Source organism: Paraburkholderia sp. RAU2J (genome assembly GCF_003634845.1).
In the GTDB taxonomy this organism is placed as follows: Bacteria; Pseudomonadota; Gammaproteobacteria; order Burkholderiales; family Burkholderiaceae; genus Paraburkholderia; species Paraburkholderia fynbosensis.
This window is the reverse complement of sequence record NZ_RBXG01000001.1, coordinates 1,804,059-1,824,359: the sequence shown is the minus strand read 5'-3', so window position 1 is coordinate 1,824,359 and position 20,301 is coordinate 1,804,059. Positions and strand designations below refer to the sequence as shown.

At 63.7% G+C, this 20,301-nt stretch carries 20 protein-coding genes, 1 tRNA gene and 1 pseudogene; 15 read left to right on the top strand and 7 right to left on the bottom strand.

Annotated features, from left to right (window positions below):
* Nucleotides 1-90 precede the first annotated feature (90 nt).
* The 4 genes from B0G69_RS08465 (at nt 91) to B0G69_RS08450 (ending at nt 3,354) form a co-directional block, all read left to right on the top strand.
* Entirely contained in the window at nt 91-606 is a 516-nt protein-coding gene (locus B0G69_RS08465; RefSeq protein ID WP_012431657.1) for a PTS sugar transporter subunit IIA, read from the top strand.
* Between the two features lie 112 nt (nt 607-718).
* Complete coding sequence (gene hprK, locus B0G69_RS08460; RefSeq protein WP_121316466.1) at nt 719-1,687, top strand: HPr(Ser) kinase/phosphatase; 969 nt, start codon at nt 719-721, stop codon at nt 1,685-1,687.
* Between the two features lie 98 nt (nt 1,688-1,785).
* Nucleotides 1,786-2,679 carry an RNase adapter RapZ gene (rapZ, locus tag B0G69_RS08455; RefSeq protein ID WP_121319229.1) on the top strand — a complete coding sequence of 298 codons (894 nt, stop codon included), beginning with the start codon at nt 1,786-1,788 and terminating at the stop codon, nt 2,677-2,679.
* Between the two features lie 39 nt (nt 2,680-2,718).
* Entirely contained in the window at nt 2,719-3,354 is a 636-nt protein-coding gene (locus B0G69_RS08450) for an LON peptidase substrate-binding domain-containing protein (protein WP_121316465.1), read from the top strand.
* A gap of 35 nt (nt 3,355-3,389) precedes the next feature.
* Here B0G69_RS08450 and mutY read toward each other — a convergent pair whose 3' ends face one another.
* Together mutY and mutM are read right to left on the bottom strand one after the other, a co-directional pair.
* Nucleotides 3,390-4,451: an A/G-specific adenine glycosylase gene (gene mutY, locus B0G69_RS08445; protein WP_121316464.1), complete on the bottom strand. Its 1,062-nt coding sequence runs from the start codon at nt 4,449-4,451 to the stop codon at nt 3,390-3,392.
* 115 nt (nt 4,452-4,566) lie between these two features.
* On the bottom strand, nt 4,567-5,397 hold the full coding sequence (gene mutM, locus B0G69_RS08440) for a bifunctional DNA-formamidopyrimidine glycosylase/DNA-(apurinic or apyrimidinic site) lyase (RefSeq protein ID WP_121316463.1): 831 nt from the start codon (nt 5,395-5,397) through the stop codon (nt 4,567-4,569).
* Nucleotides 5,398-5,484: 87 nt separating this feature from the next.
* On the opposite strand from mutM, the gene B0G69_RS08435 reads away from it, so the two are divergent.
* The 8 genes from B0G69_RS08435 (at nt 5,485) to hisC (ending at nt 12,783) form a co-directional block, all read left to right on the top strand.
* Nucleotides 5,485-7,326 (top strand): tetratricopeptide repeat protein, encoded by a 1,842-nt coding sequence (locus tag B0G69_RS08435; RefSeq protein WP_121316462.1) that lies wholly within the window; start codon nt 5,485-5,487, stop codon nt 7,324-7,326.
* The gene (lolB, locus tag B0G69_RS08430) at nt 7,326-7,958 is read left to right on the top strand and encodes a lipoprotein insertase outer membrane protein LolB (RefSeq protein WP_121319227.1); all 633 of its coding nucleotides are present in this window, start codon (nt 7,326-7,328) and stop codon (nt 7,956-7,958) included. The genes B0G69_RS08435 and lolB overlap by 1 nt, the downstream gene beginning before the upstream one ends.
* Before the next feature lie 62 nt (nt 7,959-8,020).
* Complete coding sequence (ispE, locus tag B0G69_RS08425; RefSeq protein ID WP_121316461.1) at nt 8,021-8,902, top strand: 4-(cytidine 5'-diphospho)-2-C-methyl-D-erythritol kinase; 882 nt, start codon at nt 8,021-8,023, stop codon at nt 8,900-8,902.
* Nucleotides 8,903-8,954: 52 nt separating this feature from the next.
* Nucleotides 8,955-9,031: transfer RNA gene (locus B0G69_RS08420), tRNA-Gln, on the top strand.
* A 47-nt stretch (nt 9,032-9,078) separates the two neighbouring features.
* Nucleotides 9,079-10,035, top strand: coding sequence for a ribose-phosphate pyrophosphokinase (locus B0G69_RS08415; RefSeq protein ID WP_006048037.1), 957 nt, complete (start codon nt 9,079-9,081; stop codon nt 10,033-10,035).
* 164 nt (nt 10,036-10,199) lie between these two features.
* On the top strand, nt 10,200-10,820 hold the full coding sequence (locus tag B0G69_RS08410; RefSeq protein ID WP_121316460.1) for a 50S ribosomal protein L25/general stress protein Ctc: 621 nt from the start codon (nt 10,200-10,202) through the stop codon (nt 10,818-10,820).
* Between the two features lie 151 nt (nt 10,821-10,971).
* A complete protein-coding gene (gene pth, locus B0G69_RS08405; protein ID WP_121316459.1) occupies nt 10,972-11,574 on the top strand; it encodes an aminoacyl-tRNA hydrolase in 603 nt (200 codons plus the stop codon).
* A gap of 129 nt (nt 11,575-11,703) precedes the next feature.
* Nucleotides 11,704-12,783 carry a histidinol-phosphate transaminase gene (hisC, locus tag B0G69_RS08400; RefSeq protein ID WP_121316458.1) on the top strand — a complete coding sequence of 360 codons (1,080 nt, stop codon included), beginning with the start codon at nt 11,704-11,706 and terminating at the stop codon, nt 12,781-12,783.
* Nucleotides 12,784-12,867: 84 nt separating this feature from the next.
* Here the strand turns inward: hisC and B0G69_RS08395 are convergent, their stop codons facing one another.
* The 3 genes from B0G69_RS08395 to rsmD all read right to left on the bottom strand — a co-directional run bounded on the left by B0G69_RS08395 (nt 12,868) and on the right by rsmD (nt 14,430).
* Nucleotides 12,868-13,125, bottom strand: a complete 258-nt coding sequence (locus tag B0G69_RS08395; protein ID WP_121316457.1) for a YfhL family 4Fe-4S dicluster ferredoxin — start codon at nt 13,123-13,125, stop codon at nt 12,868-12,870.
* Between the two features lie 63 nt (nt 13,126-13,188).
* Entirely contained in the window at nt 13,189-13,704 is a 516-nt protein-coding gene (gene coaD / locus B0G69_RS08390; RefSeq protein ID WP_121316456.1) for a pantetheine-phosphate adenylyltransferase, read from the bottom strand.
* Between the two features lie 111 nt (nt 13,705-13,815).
* Nucleotides 13,816-14,430, bottom strand: coding sequence for a 16S rRNA (guanine(966)-N(2))-methyltransferase RsmD (rsmD, locus tag B0G69_RS08385; RefSeq protein WP_121316455.1), 615 nt, complete (start codon nt 14,428-14,430; stop codon nt 13,816-13,818).
* A 254-nt stretch (nt 14,431-14,684) separates the two neighbouring features.
* On the opposite strand from rsmD, the gene ftsY reads away from it, so the two are divergent.
* Nucleotides 14,685-15,866, top strand: a complete 1,182-nt coding sequence (ftsY, locus tag B0G69_RS08380; RefSeq protein ID WP_121316454.1) for a signal recognition particle-docking protein FtsY — start codon at nt 14,685-14,687, stop codon at nt 15,864-15,866.
* 88 nt (nt 15,867-15,954) lie between these two features.
* Here the strand turns inward: ftsY and maiA are convergent, their stop codons facing one another.
* Nucleotides 15,955-16,599 (bottom strand): maleylacetoacetate isomerase, encoded by a 645-nt coding sequence (gene maiA, locus B0G69_RS08375; protein ID WP_121316453.1) that lies wholly within the window; start codon nt 16,597-16,599, stop codon nt 15,955-15,957.
* 29 nt (nt 16,600-16,628) lie between these two features.
* A complete protein-coding gene (locus B0G69_RS08370) occupies nt 16,629-17,327 on the bottom strand; it encodes a fumarylacetoacetate hydrolase family protein (RefSeq protein WP_121316452.1) in 699 nt (232 codons plus the stop codon).
* 236 nt (nt 17,328-17,563) lie between these two features.
* Between B0G69_RS08370 and ybiB the strand changes: the two genes are divergently transcribed.
* On the top strand, nt 17,564-18,532 hold the full coding sequence (gene ybiB / locus B0G69_RS08365; protein WP_121316451.1) for a DNA-binding protein YbiB: 969 nt from the start codon (nt 17,564-17,566) through the stop codon (nt 18,530-18,532).
* A 542-nt stretch (nt 18,533-19,074) separates the two neighbouring features.
* Nucleotides 19,075-20,065 (top strand): annotated as a pseudogene (locus B0G69_RS08360) (2-isopropylmalate synthase); the annotation flags it as partial.
* Nucleotides 20,066-20,301: the final 236 nt, after the last annotated feature.

Genomic DNA, 20,301 nt, shown 5'->3' with positions numbered 1-20,301 from the left:
CCATCGGGGTCAAGCTAGCTCGTACGGAAATCGGCCGGCCAGAGTCTCGCACTTCCGACTCCACCGCAGGTCTTCGCGAGCATCGAACGAATGGAACGCCACTCAAACGCCCCAGCGAGGAGAACCCAGGCCACGTTTTCGCCTGTCAACATGAATCGTTTAGCCAAATTTCTTCCCCTCGAGAACGTCGTCGTCGGACTATCGGTCACCAGCAAGAAACGTGTGTTCGAGCAAGCGGGCCTGATCTTCGAGAACCAGAACGGCATCGCCCGAAGCACGGTCACTGACAATCTGTTTGCGCGCGAGCGCCTCGGATCGACGGGGCTCGGTGAAGGCGTCGCGATTCCGCATGGCCGGATCAAGGGCTTGAAACAGCCGCTCGCCGCGTTCGTCCGACTCGCCGAACCCATCCCCTTCGAGTCGCCCGACGGTCAGCCCGTTTCGCTGCTGATCTTCCTGCTCGTGCCCGAACAGGCCACCCAGCAGCACCTCGAAATCCTGTCGGAAATCGCGCAGTTGCTGTCCGATCGTGAGGCCCGCGAGCGCCTGCACACGGAAGAAGACCGCGAATCGTTGCATCGTCTGCTCACTCAGTGGCAACCTTGATGCAGCGGCGGTTATCCGCCCGCATGCGAGTACCGGCTGGCAACGCGCGTGGCCCGCGTTAGCGCGTCCGCCTCTTAGCCCGGCAAGCGGCCCACACTGGAGTCACTGACTCATGGATACGTCCAGCATCAACGCCCAAAGCATTTTCGACGACAACGCCGCCATGCTGAAGCTCAGCTGGCTGACGGGGCATGAAGGCTGGGAACGCGGCTTTTCTTCGGAATCCGTCGCGAATGCCACGTCGAGCGCCGATCTCGTCGGCCACCTGAACCTGATCCACCCCAACCGGATCCAGGTGCTCGGCGACGCCGAAATCGACTACTACAAGCGCCAGACCGATGAAGACCGCTCACGCCACATGGCCGAGCTGATCGCGTTGGAGCCGCCGTTCCTGGTGGTCGCGGGCGGCGTCGCCGCGCCGCCGGAGCTGGTGCTGCGCTGCACGCGCTCATCCACGCCGCTGTTCACCACGCCGATGTCCGCCGCCGCGGTGATCGACAGCCTGCGCCTGTACATGTCGCGCATTCTCGCCCCGCGCGCCACCTTGCACGGCGTGTTTCTCGACATCCTCGGCATGGGCGTGCTGCTGACCGGCGACTCGGGCCTCGGCAAAAGCGAACTCGGGCTGGAGCTGATCAGCCGCGGCCATGGCCTCGTTGCCGACGACGCGGTCGACTTCGTGCGCCTCGGTCCGGACTTCGTCGAAGGGCGCTGCCCGCCGCTCCTGCAAAACCTGCTCGAAGTGCGCGGCCTCGGCCTGCTCGACATCAAGACGATCTTCGGTGAAACGGCGGTGCGCCGGAAAATGAAGCTGAAACTGATCGTGCAACTGGTGCGCCGTCCCGACGGCGAATTCCAGCGGCTGCCGCTGGAAAGTCAAACCGTCGACGTGCTTGGCCTGCCGATCAGCAAGGTCACGATTCAGGTGGCTGCGGGCCGCAACCTCGCGGTGCTGGTCGAAGCGGCGGTGCGCAACACGATCCTGCAACTGCGCGGCATCGATACGCTGCGCGACTTCATGGATCGCCAGCGCCTTGCGATGCAGGAACCCGACAGCCAGTTTCCGGGCAAACTGATCTGAGTCGGCATGCGCCATGAAGCGCCCGCAGCCGGAGGCCGGCAGCAGCTACGCGCATGGGGACCAGATGCTATGATGGAATGTACGGTTTCGACGACTCCATGCGCATAATCCTGATCACTGGTATATCCGGCTCCGGCAAGTCAGTTGCCTTGAACGCGCTTGAAGACGCAGGCTACTACTGCGTCGACAATCTGCCGCCGCGCTTTCTGCCGCAACTCGCTACCTACCTGGCCGAAGACGGGCAAGACCACCTCGCGGTCGCCATCGACGCTCGCTCGAGCGCTTCGCTCGACGAAATGCCCGCCATGATCCGCGACCTGTCGCGCGCTCACGACGTGCGCGTGCTGTTCCTGAGCGCGAGCACGCAGTCGCTGATCCAGCGCTTCTCCGAAACGCGCCGCCGCCATCCGTTGTCGGGTTCCACCGCGCACGACGCGGACGTCGGCCTGCTCACCTCGCTCGCGGAAGCGATCGAACGGGAGCGCGAGCTCGTCGCGGGCCTTGCCGAATTCGGCCACCAGATCGATACCAGCAATCTGCGCGCAAACGTGTTGCGCGCATGGGTCAAACGTTTCATCGAGCAGAAGGAAGCGGGACTCGTGCTGATGTTCGAGTCGTTCGGCTTCAAACGCGGCGTGCCGCTCGACGCGGATTTCGTATTTGACGTACGCACGCTGCCAAACCCGTATTACGATCATGAATTGAGGCCCCTCACCGGCCTCGACAAACCGGTGATGGATTTTCTCGGTGCACTGCCGGTCGTGCATGAAATGATCGACGACATCGAGAAGTTTCTCTCCAAGTGGCTGCCGCATTTCCGCGACGACAATCGCAGCTATCTCACCGTCGCGATCGGTTGCACGGGTGGCCAGCACCGCTCGGTGTTCATTGCGGAGACGCTCGCCGCGCGTCTCGCAAAGTCGGCGAATGTGATTGTGCGGCACCGCGATGCGCCGGTCGACGTCGGCGAATCATCGAAGCTAGTGGCTTAACCGGCCGCATCGCGCGGCCTCAACTCGAAGCGTTGCGCCATGTCTTCTACTTCTACTGTGCTTGCCGATGTGCCGCTGTTTCCGCTGCATACGGTGCTGTTTCCCGACGGACTACTGCCACTGAAGATCTTCGAAGCGCGCTACCTCGATATGGCGCGCGATTGCCTGCGTGAAAAAACGCCGTTCGGCGTGTGCATGCTGAAAAGCGGCGCGGAAGTGGCGCGCGAGGAAGAGCCTTCGGTGCCCGAAGCAATCGGCTGTCTCGCTGAAATCGAAGAATGCGACGTGGAAGCCTTCGGCATGCTGCTGATTCGCGCGCGCGGCACGCGGCGGTTTCGCCTGCTGTCGCACCGTGTGGAAAGCAGCGGCCTGCTGGTCGGCATGGCGGAACCGATCGGCGACGACCTGCCGCTCGAAGGCAATGAATTGCTGGCCAAATTCGGCGCGTGCGCGGAGGTGCTCGAACGGATCATCGCGACGATTCGCGAGCGCGACCCGGACAGCCTGCCGTTCGCGGAACCGTTCCGACTCGAAGACCCGTCGTGGGTGTCGAACCGTCTCGCCGAAGTGCTGCCGATCGCGTTGCGAGCACGCCAGAAACTGATGGAACTGCAGGACGCCGGCGCGCGGATCGACGTGGTTCATCACTACATGCAGCAGCATCAACTGCTTTAACGTGCCGCCGCGCCGCCGGCAAATCAGACCGATCGTTAGATCAACGAACCCTGCAGACTGTCTAGCAGTTTGCGCACCGGCGCCGGCACCCCGACCGAATCGAGATCGCCGAGCGCGACCCACGCGGTGTCCGCATCGCTCAGCGCGGCCAATGCGCCGACACTGCGATCGAGTTCCGCGAGCCTCGGCTCGATGTCGAGCTTGAAATGCGTGAACACGTGCGTGAGCGGCGCGAGCGGCGAGACCGCGCCGTCGCTGCCGCAGGCTCGTGCCCGCTCGGCGAGTGCGGCTTCGTCGGCGGCCTCGGGCAGGCTCCACAAGCCGCCCCAAATGCCCGACGGCGGACGCTTCTCCAGCATCACCGCGTTGCCGTCACGCAGCACCAGCATCCAGGTGCGGCGCGTCGGCACGACTTTCTTCGGACGCGATGTCGGCAACTCGCGCTGACGCCCCGTGACGTTGGCCACGCAGTCGGCCGCGAACGGACAACGCAGGCAATCCGGCTTGCCGCGCACGCAGAGTGTCGCGCCGAGATCCATCAGACCTTGCGTGTACGAACTCACTTCGTCGTCCGATGCATTCGGCGGCAGCAGCGACTCGGCCAGCGTCCACATCGCATTCTCGACCTTCTTCTCGCCCGGAAAACCTTCGACGCCGAATACGCGCGCGAGCACACGCTTCACGTTGCCGTCGAGGATCGTCGCGCGCGCGCCGAAGGCAAAAGATGCGATCGCCGCCGCGGTCGAACGGCCGATGCCCGGCAACTCCGCGAGTTGCTCGACCGACGCCGGAAACGCCCCACCATGCTGCTCGACCACCACCTGCGCGCAGCGATGCAGATTGCGCGCGCGCGTGTAGTAGCCGAGGCCGGCCCATAACGCCATCACGTCGTCCGAAGGTGCGGCTGCAAGCGCGGCGACATCCGGAAAACGCGCGAGAAATCTGGCGTAGTACGGAATCACTGTCGACACCTGGGTCTGCTGCAGCATGATCTCCGACAGCCAGATCCAATAAGGATCGCGCGTGTTCTGCCACGGCAGATCGTGACGCCCGTGCCGGCGCTGCCACGCGATCAGGCGCGCGGAGAAATCGGGCATGGCTGAAAACGAAGGCGTTCCGGACGTGCCGGTATCGGACATGCCGGTATCGGACGTGCCGGACGAAGCTGAACGCGCGGCGGCGCGCGGAGTTACACGAGAAGGCATGGGCGATTTACCGCTGACAGGTGGGACAGAAATACGTAGAACGCTGCCCCTGCACGATCTGTTTGATCTGCGTTCCACACACGCGGCATGGCAGGCCCGCGCGATCATAGACGAAATAGTCGAGTTGGAAATAGCCGCTTTCGCCGTCGCTGCCGACGAAATCGCGCAGCGTGCTGCCGCCCTTCTCGATCGCCGCAGCAAGCGTCACGCGCACGGCGTCCGCGAGCAGGTCGTAGCGCACGAGCGAGACCCTGCCCGCAGCAGTGGTCGGACGGATGCCGGCGCGAAACAGGCTCTCCGACGCATAGATATTGCCCACGCCCACCACGATTTCACCGGCCAGCAGCGCCTGCTTCACGGACACCTTGCGCCCGCGTGTGAGCCGATGCATCAACGCGCCGGAGAACGCCGGCGAGAACGGTTCGACGCCGAGCCCCGCGAGCAGCGGATGCTCAAGAATGTCGCCGGCCTCGCGCGGATGCCACAGCACCGCACCAAAGCGCCGCGGATCGCGATAGCGCAGAATGAATTCGTCGAAGATCCAGTCGACGTGGTCGTGTTTCGCCGCCTCCGGTGGATGCGGCACATGCCGCAGCACCCGCAGCGTCCCAGTCATGCCAAGATGCACAATGAGCCAGCCCGCGTCGATTTCGAACAGCAGATACTTGCCGCGCCGCTCAACTTTGCGCACTACATGGCCGCGCAAGGTTTTCGCAAGGTCGACCGGAATCGGCCAGCGTAGCGCGGGCGTACGCACGTCGACGCGTTCGACCTTGCGCCCGGACACATACGGTTCGATTCCCCGTCGGGTAACCTCGACTTCTGGCAACTCTGGCATTTCTAACTGGTCTGCAACTTGCGTGAGTGGTTGTGCCCGTATTGTAGCGAGCGCGTTACAATCGTCCGAAACATTGAACGGATTTCCATGAAATTGTCCTTCGTGAAGCTGTTTTCGAAGCGCCCGGCTCGCGCATCCCGCGTGCCGCACGCCGTGTCCGCTCGCCGGATGCTCGGCGCCGCCGCGCTTGCCGTCTGGGCGCTGGCCGCCGTGCCCGCGCACGCGCAGGACCCGTCGGCGGATCCGGACGATACCTCCGTCACTTTGGCGGACCCGCTCGGCCCGGCATCGGCGGAAGACCAGAAATCGTTGCCCGACGTGCCGCTGTCGAGCCAGATCGTATTTCAGGTGCTAGCGGCCGAAGTCGCGCTGCAGCGCGACCAGCCGGCGCCCGCCTACCAGACCTACCTCGCCCTCGCGCGCGACACGCACGACCCACGCATGGCGCAGCGCGCCACCGAGATCGCGCTGGCCGCGCAAAGCCCGTCGGACGCGTTGGCCGCCGCGCAATTGTGGCAGCAGTATGCGCCGAATTCGGAGCGCGCCGCGCAACTCGACGCGTCGCTGCTCGTGCTGTCGGGCAAACCTGACGAGGCAGCGCCAATTCTCGCTGGCGAACTCGCGAAGGTGCCCGCGGACAATCGCGGCAGCGCCATTCTCGCGTTGCAACTGCTGCTGTCGCGCGGCCCGAACCGGATCGGCGGCCTGCACGTGCTGCAGGAGTTGCTGAAGAACGACATGAACCGCCCGGAAGCGCAACTGGCGATCGCGCGCCAGCAGCTTCTGTCGGACGACGCGCCGGGCGCGCGCAAATCGCTCGAACAGGCGCTGACGCTGAAGCCCGACTACCTGCCGGCGGCGCTGCTGCTGTCGCAGATGGGCCCGGAAGAGCGCGCGGAAGGCATCGCGTCGCTTGAAAAATACGTGCAGCAGAATCCGAAATCGCACGACGCGCGTCTCGCGCTCGCGCAGTTGTATCTCGCGAGCGACCGTCTGGACGACGCGCAGAAGCAGTTCGAGATCATGCACAAGGCCAACCCGAACGACCTCACGCCGCTGATGGCGCTCGGGCTGATCAAGATCCAGCAGAAGAATTTCAACGAGGCGCAGACGTATCTGACCCAGTACGCGCAACTGGCCGAAAAGACGCCGGGCGCCGATGCGGGCCAGGCGTACATCTACCTGGCGCAATTGGCGCTCGAGCAGAAGAACGAAGCGGCGGCGAGCGACTGGCTCAACAAGATCTCGCCGTCGAGCCAGCAATATATGGCCGCGCAGATCACGCGCGCGCAACTGCTGGCGAAGCAGGGTAAGACCGACGACGCGCGCAAGCTGCTGGCCAATCTGCAGGTGTCCGATCCGCGCGACCTGGCGTTGATCTCCCGCACCGACGCGGCGATCCTGTTCGACGCGAAGCGCTACCCGGAAGCGGAATCGCGCCTGCAACAAGCCACGGCGGCCTTCCCCAACGACCCCGATCTCACCTACGACTACGCGATGGCCGCCGAAAAGACCGGCCATTACGACGTGATGGAAGCGCAGTTGCGCAAGCTCATCCAGACGCAGCCCGACAATCCGCAGGCGTACAACGCGCTCGGCTATTCGCTGGCCGATCGCAACCAGCGCCTCCCAGAAGCGGACAAACTGGTCGAGAAAGCATCGGCGCTGGCGCCGAACGACGCGTTCATCATGGATAGCGTGGGCTGGGTCAAATTCCGGATGGGCGATACGTCGGATGCGATCAAGCTGCTGCGCAAAGCCTACGACCTCCAGCCGAACGCCGAAATCGGCGCGCACCTCGGCGAAGTGCTGTGGAAAAGCGGCCAGCAGGATCAGGCTCGCGCCGCCTTCCGCGAGGCGCGCAAGCTCGAACCGGACAACGAAACGCTTGTCAAAACGCTCCAACGTCTCCAGGTAAACGATCTTTGATACGTCTTTCCCGTTTGATTTCCTTTCCCCGGGCGCCTCGCGGCGCGGCGCTCGGATTCGCTGCGGCAGCGGTTGTCGCGTTGGCCGGCTGTGCGTCGGTGAAACCGCAGGGGCCGTCCACGTCGAATGCCGCCACTTCGGTCACCGCGCAGACGAGCCGCGCTTACCAGGGCCGCTTCGCGATCCAGTACAACGATCAGAACGGCCAGCAGCGCAACGCTTACGGCAACTTCTCCTGGCAGGAAACGGGCGACACCGTAACGCTGCAATTGCGCAACCCGCTTGGCCAGACGCTGGCGATCGTGACGTCGTCGCCGTCCGCAGCCACGCTCGAATTGCCGAACCGCCAGCCCCTGACCGCGGACAACGTGTCCACGCTGATGCAGAATGCGCTCGGTTTCGCCCTGCCTGTCGAGGGTCTGCGTTATTGGCTGCAACCGTCGCCCGCGCCTACTTCGCGCGCCAAAACAGAGAAAGACCCGGAGCAGCCGTCGCGTCTGAAGCAGATCACGCAGGATGGCTGGACCATCGACTACCTTGCGTATGCCGACGCGCCCGCCACCGGCGTGAAGCGCCTCAACCTGAGCCGTTCGGAGCCGCCGCTTGACATCAAGCTCGTGCTGGATCAGTAATTCGCGTCTATGCGCAACCTTGCCGCTTCTTCGGCGCCGCTTGGCGCATGTAGCCTCGACTCATGATTGAAACGACCGATTCGCTGCGCGATTGCCTCGCGCCAGCGAAACTCAACCTCTTCCTGCACATCACCGGCCGCCGGCCGGATGGTTATCACACGCTGCAAACGGTTTTCCAGTTGCTCGACTGGGGCGACACGCTGCACTTCAAGCGACGCGACGACGGCCGCATCACGCGCAGCACCGAGATCGCGGACGTGCCGCCTGAGCATGACCTGACCGTGCGCGCCGCGACTTTGCTCAAGGTGCATACGGGCTCGTCCGAGGGTGTCGACATCCAGATTGAGAAGCGCCTGCCGATGGGCGCCGGCCTCGGCGGTGGCAGCTCCGACGCGGCGACGACGCTGCTCGCGTTGAACCGTCTGTGGAAGCTCGACTTGCCGCGTCTGGAATTGCAGGCATTGGCATTGAAGCTGGGCGCTGACGTGCCGTTTTTTGTTTTTGGACAAAATGCGTTCGCAGAGGGTGTCGGTGAAGCTTTAGACGTTGTACAATTGCCGCCGCGCCACTTCTTGGTGGTGACGCCGAGGGTGCGGGTTCCAACTGCAGCGATTTTTTCCGAAAAAGCGTTGACAAGAGATTCAAAGCCACTCATAATTACGGACTTTCCTGCAGAACTCAGCTGCAACACTGAATGGCCGGAAAGTTTTGGCCGTAATGACATGCAGCGGGTTGTCGTAGAAAAGTACGCGGAAGTAGCGCAAGTGCTGCGATGGTTTGAAAACGTCGCGCCAGCGCGGATGTCTGGATCAGGTGCAAGTGTCTTTGCAGCGTTCCGTAGTAAAGCTGAAGCAGAAGCGGTGCAAGCCAGGCTGCCAGCCGAATGGAATAGCGCAGTGGCCGCCGGTCTGGATCAACATCCACTCTTTGCTTTCGCGTCATAAGTTTTGCATCGTCGAACGAAACTCCACGTTCGGCGGAGCTCAGAGTTAGTGTAGGGGAGTCGCCAAGCTGGTTAAGGCACCGGATTTTGATTCCGGCATGCAAAGGTTCGAATCCTTTCTCCCCTGCCAAAAATATCTCGCATTTCCCCTCGCCCCCAGCCTGAAGCAGGTGCACGATGAGCAGCCATGACGGCCTGATGGTTTTTACTGGCAACGCGAATCCCGCGCTTGCACAGGAAGTCGTCAAAATCCTCGGTATTCCCCTCGGCAAAGCAATGGTTAGCCGTTTCTCGGACGGTGAAATCCAGGTCGAGATTCAGGAAAACGTGCGTGGCAAGGACGTCTTCGTCCTGCAATCCACGTGCGCGCCGGCGAATGACAACCTGATGGAACTGATGATCATGGTCGATGCGCTCAAGCGCGCATCCGCTGGCCGGATCACCGCAGCGATCCCCTACTTCGGTTATGCTCGTCAAGATCGTCGCCCGCGTTCCGCGCGCGTCGCCATTTCGGCGAAGATCGTGGCGAACATGCTGGAAATCGCGGGCGTTGAGCGGATCATCACGATGGATCTGCACGCTGACCAGATTCAGGGCTTCTTCGACATCCCGGTCGACAACATTTACGCTACGCCCGTGCTGCTCGGCGATCTGCGCAAGCAGAACTACGAGAACCTGCTGGTCGTTTCGCCGGACGTCGGCGGCGTGGTGCGCGCCCGTGCATTGGCGAAGCAGCTCAATTGCGATCTCGCGATCATCGACAAGCGCCGTCCGAAGGCGAACGTCGCCGAAGTGATGAACATCATCGGTGAGGTCGAAGGCCGTACCTGCGTGATCATGGACGACATGGTCGACACCGCGGGCACGCTCTGCAAAGCAGCACAGGTTTTGAAGGAACGCGGCGCAAAGCAGGTGTTCGCTTACGCTACCCACCCGGTTCTGTCGGGCGGTGCAGGCGAGCGTATCGCGGCTTCCGCGCTCGACGAACTCGTTGTCACGGACACGATCCCGCTCGGCGAAGAAGCCCGCTCGTGCGCAAAGATCCGTTCGTTGACCAGCGCCGGCCTGCTTGCCGAAACGTTCTCGCGCATTCGTCGCGGCGATTCGGTCATGTCGCTGTTTGCCGAAAGTTAAGTATTTGCGAAGGCGCAGCGCATCGCTTCAGGCGGCACGCTGCGCTTTTGCACAATCGGCACGAGCGAACGAAGGTTCGTGCCGCAGCTCTGGGGCCTCAGCCATATTGGCTTGGAGGCCCCGTTTTTACTGCCTGGTCGCGGGCAGTGCATTGGAGATTCAACATGAAAGTAGTCGCTTTCGAGCGTTCTTTGCAAGGTACGGGTGCGAGCCGCCGCCTGCGTAACTCGGGCAAGACCCCGGGCATCGTATATGGCGCTGGTGCTGAAACGCAATTGGTCGAACTGGACCACAACGCGCTGTGGCACGCGCTGAAGAAAGAAGTTTTCCACTCGTCGATCCTCGACCTGGAGGTGGCAGGCAAGTCGCAACAGGTTCTGCTGCGCGACGTGCAATACCACCCGTTCCGTCAGCTCGTGCTGCACGTGGACTTCCAACGTGTCGACGCGTCGAAGAAGCTGCATACCAAAGTGCCGCTGCACTTCATGAACCAGGAATCGAACCCGGCAGTGAAGCTGTCGAGCGCGGTGATCTCGCACGTCCTCAATGAACTGGAAGTCGAGTGCCTGCCGTCGGCACTGCCGGAATTCATCGAAGTCGACCTGGCAAAGATCGAAGCGGGTCAATCGGTTCACGCTAAGGACATCGCGCTGCCGGCAGGTGTGTCGCTGGTTGCTCACCTCGACGCAGAAAACCCGGTGGTCGCAGCTGCAACGATCCCGGCTGGCGCCATCGCTGAAGGCGACGCCGCCGCTGCTGCTGAAGGCGAAACGCCGGCTGCTTAAGGACCTTTCGGGTTCTAGCCAAGCAATCCTCTCGATCCGTTTTCAATGAAACGGTCGATGTGACCCGCCGAGGTTCGCCCCGGCGGGTTTTTTTTCGGTTTTTTTCGGCCCGATCGAGTTCGGCTCCCTGGCCAGATGGACCTACGCAATCATGATCAAGCTGATCGTCGGGCTCGGCAATCCGGGCGCCGAATACACCGCGACGCGCCATAACGCTGGCTTCTGGCTGGTCGATCAACTAGCGCGCGAAGCAGGCACGACGCTGCGCGACGAGCGGCGCTTCCACGGTTTCTACGTGAAAGCGCGGCTGCACGGCGAGGAAGTGCATCTGCTGGAACCCCAAACGTATATGAACCGCTCCGGCCAGTCGGTCGTGGCGGTCGCGCAGTTCTTCAAGATTCTTCCCGACGAAATTCTGGTTGCGCACGACGAACTCGACATGCCGCCTGGCAGCGTCAAGCTGAAGCTCGGCGGCGGCAGCGGCGGCCATAACGGGTTGAAGGACATCACCGCGCATCTGTCATCGCAACAATACTGGCGGCTGCGGATCGGTATCGGTCATCCACGCGATCTGATTCCTGAAAGCGCGCGTGCCGGCGCCAAGCCAGATGTCGCCAACTACGTGCTGAAGCCGCCGCGGCGGGAAGAGCAGGAGGAGATCGACGCATCGGTCGAGCGGGCGCTTGCCGTGATGCCGAAAATTATTGCAGGCGAGCTGGAGCGCGCGATGATGCAGTTGCATCGCAATCCTTGAGCTGGCCCGCTTGCGGACGTATTGCTGTAGCGTTATCGCTCGCTACTGCAATTAGCTTGCATGGGACCGCTTTGCATGGGACCAGAGTAAGCGCTAAAGCGCTAACTCTGGTCGACACAGGAGAATTGCTTGAGCCGCTATTGGAGTGACATCGTTCATCGTCTGACGCCGTATGTGCCGGGCGAGCAGCCCGCGCTCGCGCATCCCGTGAAGCTGAACACCAACGAGAATCCCTATCCGCCGTCGCCGCGCGTGCTCGATGCGATCCGCCGGGAGCTGGGCGACGCCGGCGAATCGCTGCGGCGCTATCCCGATCCGACCGCGCTCAAACTGCGCGAAACGGTGGCCGCCTACCACGGCATCCGCGCAGACCAGGTGTTCGCGGGCAACGGTTCGGACGAAGTGCTGGCGCTCACGTTCCAGGCATTGCTGAAGCACGACCAGCCGCTGCTGTTCCCGGACATCACGTACAGCTTTTATCCGACCTACGCGCGGCTCTTCGAAGTCGACTATCGGACCATCGCGCTCGACGACAGCTTCGCGATCAATGTCGACGACTACACGGCGCCCAATGGCGGCGTGCTGTTCCCGAACCCGAATGCGCCAACCGGCCGCCCTCTGCCGCTTGCCGATATCGAGCGTCTGGTGGCAAGCAACACGGAATCGGTCGTCGTAATCGACGAGGCTTACGTCGATTTCGGCGCGGAGTCGGCCATTGCGCTGATCGACCGCTATCCGAACCTGCTGGTCGTTCAGACGACCTCGAAGTCGCGCTCGCTGGCCGGCATGCGCGTAGGCTTCGCGTTCGGCAATCCGGCGCTGATCGACGCGCTGAACCGCGTGAAGGACAGCTTCAACTCCTATCCGCTCGACCGCCTCGCGCAGGCCGCCGCCACCGCCGCGTACGAAGATGACGCGTGGTTCCGCGGCACCTGCGCCAAGGTGATCGCGAGCCGCGAGCGGCTGGCGGCGGGACTGACGGCGCTTGGCTTCGAGGTCGTGCCATCAGCGGCCAATCTCCTGTTCGCGCGCCATGAAGGCTACGACGCGGCCGCGCTCGTCTTGCGGCTGAGGGAAAAGGAGATTTTCGTGCGCCATTTCAAGGCGCCGCGAATCGACCAGCATCTGCGGATTTCGATCGGCACCGACGCCGAATGCGACATTCTGCTGGAAGGGTTGCGCGATATCTTCAGCGCTTACGTCGGCTAGTCCGCGCACGACGAGAAAGCGCCGCGGCAAAAAGAAAAACGGCGAGGCCAAGGCCTCGCCGTTTTCTCATCCACATTGCGGATCTTATGCGCCCTTCGCGGTTTGCAGCGCGTGATACTTCGCCATCAAGCCGTCGGGCGTTTCCAGGTGGTCAGGATCGCGCGGAATGCACTCGACCGGGCACACCTGAATGCACTGCGGCTCGTCGAAATGGCCGACACACTCGGTGCATTTCTTCGGGTCGATCACGTAGATTTCCGGGCCCATCGAAATCGCGTCGTTCGGGCACTCGGGCTCGCACACGTCGCAATTGATGCACTCGTCGGTAATCATCAGGGCCATACTTCTCTCACTTCGCGCCAGCCGCAGCCGGCATTGATCCGTCGAACCGACAGTTTACGCCGGTTACGGCTGCGTCGCCGAAGCGCCCTCGTTCGGATCCAGCGCGGCGACCTTCTCGTGCAGCCATTTTTCGACCGACGGGAACACGAACTTGCTGACATCGCCGCCCAGCTGCGCGATCTCGCGTACGATCGTGCCCGAGATGAACTGGTACTGGTCGGACGGCGTCATGAACATGGTTTCGACGTCGGGCAGCAAATAGCGGTTCATGCCCGCCATCTGGAACTCATATTCGAAGTCCGACACGGCGCGCAGGCCACGCACGATCACCCGTGCGTTATTGCTGCGCACGAAGTCCTTCAGCAGTCCCTTGAAGCTCATCACCTGGACGTTCGGGTAGTGCCCGAGCACCTCGTGAGCGATGTCGAGGCGTTCTTCCAGCGTAAAGAACGGCTTCTTGTTGCGGCTATCGGCAACGCCCACCACCAGCGTGTCGAAAATGCTCGACGCGCGCCGAACGAGGTCTTCGTGACCGCGCGTCAGCGGGTCAAACGTGCCCGGGTACACGGCGACTACCATGAGACTTCTCCTCTCTTCAGACAAAGGGCACGTCAAAGCGTCCACACGACGCATTTGGCACCGACCGCGCTCGTGACGTCAAACCGCCCGGCGCCTGTTTTAGAACGCGCATTATTCCTTATTTTCGCGCTGCAGCAAATGAAAGTGGACGGCGCCCGCTTTCCCCTGCCGCACGATTTCCCAGCCGGCGAGTGTCTCGTTCCCGTCGAGTTCGAGCGCATCGCCCGCTTCCACGTATAGAAACCCTTCCGCGCTGACGAGCGGCACGGCCAGCGCGAGCGCTTTGCCGAGCAGGGCGCCGTCGAACGGCGGATCGAGGAACACCACGTCGAACGAGCCGGGTGCGAGACTCGCGGCGAGACGCAAACCGTCCGCCTCGGCAATTTCGATCGTGCGCGCGGCCAGCCGTTCCTGGTTCGCGCGCAACTGGCCGGCGGCACGCGCGTTGCGCTCCACCATCAGCACCCGCGCCGCACCGCGCGACGCGGCCTCGAAGCCCAGCGCACCACTGCCGGCGAACAGGTCCAGGCAGCGCTGGCCGTCGAGGCGCTGGCCCAGCCAGTTGAACAGTGTTTCGCGCACGCGGTCGGGCGTGGGGCGCAGGCCGTCGAGATCGAGCACAGGCAAAGGCGTGCGCTTCCAGTCTCCGCCAATGATACGGATGGCGTGCGGCTTGCCGCCTTTCGACGAAGGGCCGTGGGCGCGTGAGGGTGTGGAACGAGGCATGCAGTTTCAATGACGTAATGAATGCACCCGCAACGTCGATACGCGCGGGGTCGGAGCGCCAACGTTACCACAGGGGCGGCCCGCGTCCAGCCTGGCCGATGGGCCGATACGACGGGCGGCGGCGCGCCTGATAAAATGTGCGGCTTCCAGCGCCTTGCATCCCGCGCTTTGTCTACCCCTGCAACGCTGCCTGCTGCTCCCGCCGGTCTTGTGCCGGCTGCGCGCATCGGCGCGCGCTCTCACCACGCCAGATCATGTTCAGCTTTTTCAAACGATTCAAGGGTTCGAAAGAGTCCGATACCGCGGCAGACGAATCGCAGGCGGCACCCGACGGCTCGACGCCCGATGCCGCCGCAGAGGTGCCGGCAGTGCCTGTCGTGCAGCCGGCTCCGCATCCTGCAGCCGCCGTTGGCATCGAAGCGCCGGCGCCCGCCCCGGCCGCAAGCGTGCCGGAGCCTGAGCCGGAACTCGAGTCGGAAGCACCCGCGCTCGAAACCGTCGAAATCGTCCCGCCGCCCGTGCAGGACGCGGGCGCGAAACGCACGTGGCTCACGCGCCTGAAAACCGGCCTGTCGAAGACGAGTTCGAGCCTGACCGGTATTTTCGTCGGCGCGAAGCTCGACGAAGACCTGTACGAAGAGCTCGAAACCGCGCTGCTGATGTCGGACGCGGGCGTCGAGGCCACCGAATTCCTGCTCGAGTCGCTGCGTGAGAAAGTGCGCAGCGAGCGCCTCACCGATCCGCAACAGGTCAAGGGCGCGCTGCGCGCGCTGCTGGTCGACCTGCTCAAGCCGCTGGAAAAATCGCTGATGCTCGGCCGCGCGCAACCGCTCGTGATGATGATCGCGGGCGTCAACGGCGCGGGCAAGACCACCAGCATCGGCAAGCTCGCCAAGCATCTGCAGAGCTTCAATCAATCGGTGCTGCTGGCCGCGGGCGACACGTTCCGCGCCGCCGCGCGCGAGCAACTGGCGATCTGGGGCCAGCGCAACAACGTGACCGTGGTCTCGCAGGAAAGCGGCGACCCGGCGGCGGTAATCTTCGACGCGGTCGGCGCCGCGCGCGCGCGCAAGATCGACGTGATGATGGCGGACACGGCCGGCCGTCTGCCGACCCAGCTGCATCTGATGGAAGAATTGCGCAAGGTGAAGCGCGTGATCGGCAAGGCGCACGACGGCGCACCGCACGAGGTGCTGCTGGTGATCGACGCGAACACCGGCCAGAACGCGCTCGCGCAAGTGAAGGCCTTCGACGACGCGCTCGGCCTCACCGGCCTCATCGTCACCAAGCTCGACGGCACCGCGAAGGGCGGCATTCTCGCCGCCATCGCTCGGCAGCGTCCGATTCCGGTGTACTTCATCGGCGTCGGCGAAAAGGTCGAGGATTTGCAGCCCTTCAGCGCGGAAGAGTTTTCGGACGCATTGCTGGGCGGTTGACCCCCCGGCCGCGCAACGGTCGGCGCACGCGCCAGCAGAAAGGGGCACTCCGCGGAGTGCCCTTTTTTTCATTCAACACCGCCCCCTGTCACTCGGCGTCGGGCTGCATGCCAGGCGCCGCACGGGCAAACGCGTCGATCTGCATCGCGTGATCGTAGATGCGCTGGATCGTCGGAAACCGCGTCGTATCGACCTTGAAGCGCTGCGCATTGAACACCTGCGGGATCAGACAGGCGTCGGCGAGCGTCGGCGTATCGCCAAAACACAGCTTGCCGGTGCGCGCGCTGCCGGCCAGATGGGCTTCGAGCGTCGCGAAGCCCGCCTCGACCCAATGCCGATACCAGGCGTCTTTCGCGTCGTCGTCGACACGCAGCGTGTGCTTCAGATACTTCAGCACCCGCAGATTGTTCAACGGATGAATCTCGCACGCGACCTGTAACGCCAGAGAACGAACGTACGCGCGGTCGCCGGGCGCTTTGGGCAGCAACGGCGGCTCGGGATGCGTCTCCTCCAGATACTCGATGATGGCAAGCGACTGCGGCATCAGCTCGTTGCCGTCGACGAGCGTCGGCACGATGCCATCCACATTCACTTTGCGATACTCCGGCTTCAGTTGCTCGCCGCCGTCGCGCACGAGGTGCACGGGCACATAGTCGTACGGCAGCTTCTTCACGTTCAGCGCAATGCGCACGCGATAGGACGCCGAGCTCCGGAAATAGCTGTAGAGCTTCATGTTGTCTGTCTCCTCCAAGCCGCCGCCTGTCAGACGACGCGCACGCTGAACTCGCCGAGTCCGTCCACACCGCCCTTCATCAGATCGCCCTTCGCCACCGCGCCGACGCCTTCAGGCGTGCCGGTGAAAATCAGATCGCCGGGCTGCAATTCGAACAGCGTCGACAGATAGGCGACCGTCTCCGCCACCGACCAGATCAGCTGCGACACGTCCGAGCGCTGCTTTTCCTCGCCATTGACCGACAACCAGATCGCGCCGTTGCCGACATGGCCGATCGCCGTCACGGGATGGATCGGGCCGAGCGGCGCCGAGTGGTCGAAGCCCTTCGCGGTATCCCACGGACGGCCCAGCTTCTTCGCTTCGGCTTGCAGATCGCGGCGCGTCATGTCGAGACCGAGCGCATAGCCGTAGACGTGGTCGAGCGCGCTTTCGGCCGGAATGTCCTTGCCGCCTTTGCCGATCGCGGCCACCAGTTCCATTTCGAAGTGGACGTTTTTCGACTGCGTCGGATAGGGGAATTCGCCGGTGGCGCCGGGCGCGACGTACAGCACGGCATCGGCTGGCTTGGTGAAGAAGAACGGCGGCTCGCGGTCGGGATCGTGACCCATCTCGCGCGCGTGTGCTTCGTAGTTGCGTCCCACGCAGTAGATGCGACGCACCGCGAACTGCTCGCTGGACCCCACAACCGGCACCGCCACCTGCGGTGCGGGTGCAAATACGTAACTCATCCCGTTCTCCGTTGCTTGATTTGCGCCGACGACGCGGCGAGAAAACTTCGAGTGTAACGCGCGGCACAGCGCCGCGCGCGGCAGTCGGGCAGGTGCGCGCGGGCGGACTGCCGCGCACCGCGCCTCGCAGTATCGCCATAGATGCGATACTGCCACCGAACAGCGACCCAACAGCTTCCCTTGAATACCATGGCGAGCCGCCCGCGCGCGGCACGCCGTCACGCCCCTTGCGCCCGATGACCGACACCGCCATTGACACCCCGTTCCCCTGCGCCCGCTTCATCAAGGAAATCGGCCGCGGCCCGAATGGCGCCCGCGCGCTGACCGCTGACGATACGCGCGCGCTCTACACCGCGATGCTCGATGGCCGCGTGGCCGAGCTCGAACTCGGCGCGGTGCTGCTCGCTTATCGTGTGAAAGGCGAAACCGCCGACGAACTCGCCGCGATGCTGGCGGGCGCGCACGCGTCGTTCGAGCCGATCCATTTGCCGCACGGCGCATTCCGGCCGGTGTCCATCCCCACTTACAACGGTGCGCGCAAGCAGCCGAACCTGGTCCCGCTGCTGGCCCTGCTACTGGCCCGCGAAGGCGTGCCGGTACTGGTGCACGGCGTCACCGAAGATCCGGGCCGCGTGACGAGCGCGGAAATCTTCACCCATCTGCAAATCCAGCATGCGCGCTCGCACGCCGATATCGAAGACGGGCTCGCCGAGCATCGTCTTACGTTCGCGCCGATCGACGTGCTCGCGCCGAAACTCGCGCGCCTGCTCGCGCTGCGCCGACGCATGGGCGTGCGCAATTCGACGCACACGCTGGTGAAAATCCTGCAGCCGTTCGCGCCGGCGGGGCTGCGCCTCGTGAACTACACGCATCCGCCGTATCGCGACAGTCTCACGCAGTTGTTCAACTCGCATCCGGATGCGGCCGTGGGCGGTGCGCTGCTGGCGCGCGGCACCGAAGGCGAAGCGGTGGCCGACACGCGGCGTCAGGTGCAGGTGGACTGGCTGCACGACGGCGTCTGCGAAACGCGCGTGCCGCACGAGCGCTCGTCGCCTGATGCGCCGGAAGTCGACTTGCCCGAAGCGCGCGATGCCGCCACCACGGCCGCGTGGATCGGCGCCGTGCTGCGCGGTGAAGCGCCGGTGCCGAGCGCGATCGAACGGCAAGTGGAACTGATCGTGGACGTCGCGAAAATGCCGGTGTGAAGCGTTGAAAAAGAAGTTGAAGTCGAGGTCGACGCGCATGCGTGAGCCGGCGTGGCGCGCTCCTATGGCATGAGTTGGCGCGAGGAAGCGGTGGTCGCGGGTTGACACACCGCTTCATACCGTCATACATTCAGGCCCATGCGTTCCCTTCCGAACACCCTCCGAATTACCTTCGGCCGCCTAGCGCGGCCCCTATCGCTACGCTTGGCGTAAGTCAGGCATAGCGCCGTTCGTTGGCAACCCTCGTTGCCGTCGGACGGTCCTCCAGGCAGTTTCGCAGTTCCCGTTTCACTTCCCAGCGTAGTTCTTCACAACCTGTAGTCGTTTGCATTCGTCCGTTTACCGTGCGGACGAAGCGCGAGGGTCAAATGCACGTTGCTTGGGCATCATCCACGTTCGTTTTCGTCATCGTCGTGACGTTGTTCGTTCGCGCCCGTTCGTTGTTGCCGCTAGCCATTGGTTGGCGGGCCGTGCATCCGTGGCAGTCCGCCAACCGCTCAATGCCACCCCTTTCGCATACGACACAACGAACAAGGCACATCATGTTGCGCAATCCCGCTGAAAAATACCGTCCCTTCCCTCCCGTGCGCCTCACCGGCCGCAAATGGCCGAGCCGCACGATCGACCAGGCGCCCGTCTGGATGAGCACCGACCTGCGCGACGGCAACCAGGCGCTGATCGAGCCGATGAACGCCGCACAAAAGCTCGAATTCTTCGAGGTGCTGGTCGCGATCGGCTTCAAGGAGATCGAGGTCGGCTTTCCGTCGGCGTCGCAGACCGACTTCGATTTCGTGCGCAAGCTGATCGAGGAAAAGCGCATTCCCGACGACGTGACCATGGAGGTCTTCATGCCGTCGCGCGCGGACCTGATCGCCCGTACGTTCGAGTCCCTCGAGGGCGCGCCGCACGCCATCGTGCACCTGTACAACGCGATCTGCCCGTCGTTCCGGCGCATCGTCTACAACCAGTCGAGAGCCCGGGATCAAGACGCTGGCCGTGGACGGCACCCGCCTCATCAAGGAACACGCGCAGGCGCGCCCGGGCACGCACTGGACCTTCCAGTACTCGCCCGAAACCTTCAATACGGCCGAGCTTCCGTTTGCCCGCGAGGTCTGCGATGCCGTCGCGCAAACATGGCAGCCCACGCGCGCGCACAAGATGATCCTCAAACTGCCGGCGAGCGTCGAGGCGGCGACGCCGAACGTCTTCGCCGACCAGATCGAATGGATGGATCGTCATCTTGCTTATCGCGACAGCATCGTGCTGTCGGTGCATCCGCATAACGATCGCGGCACCGCGGTGGCCGCGGCGGAACTGGCGCTGCTCGCGGGCGCGGACCGCGTCGAAGGATGCCTGTTCGGCAATGGCGAGCGTACGGGCAATCTCGATCTCGTCGCGCTGGCGATGAATCTCGACGCGCAGGGCATCGCCACCGGGCTCGATTTCTCCGATATCGCGGCGGTGCGGCGCGTGGTCGAGCGGTGCAATCGGCTTCCGGTGCATCCACGGCATCCGTATGCGGGCGATGCAGTGATGCAGGCGGCCGATGCGGAACGCCGCCGGAGCGTCGCCGCGGATCAGGAGGGTGCGGCGAGCGCAATCGACACGGCGGGTCGTGCCGAGTCGTGCGAAGAGGAGCGGCAGCGCGTTGCGGCCTGAGATTTGCGCGGGAAGAACGAGAAATGCGACGAGAAAAGCGACGAGAAAGAGCGCGTACCCCGCGCTCTCAGGCTGCCGGCGCGTTCACGAGACGCGACCGGCCTGACGAT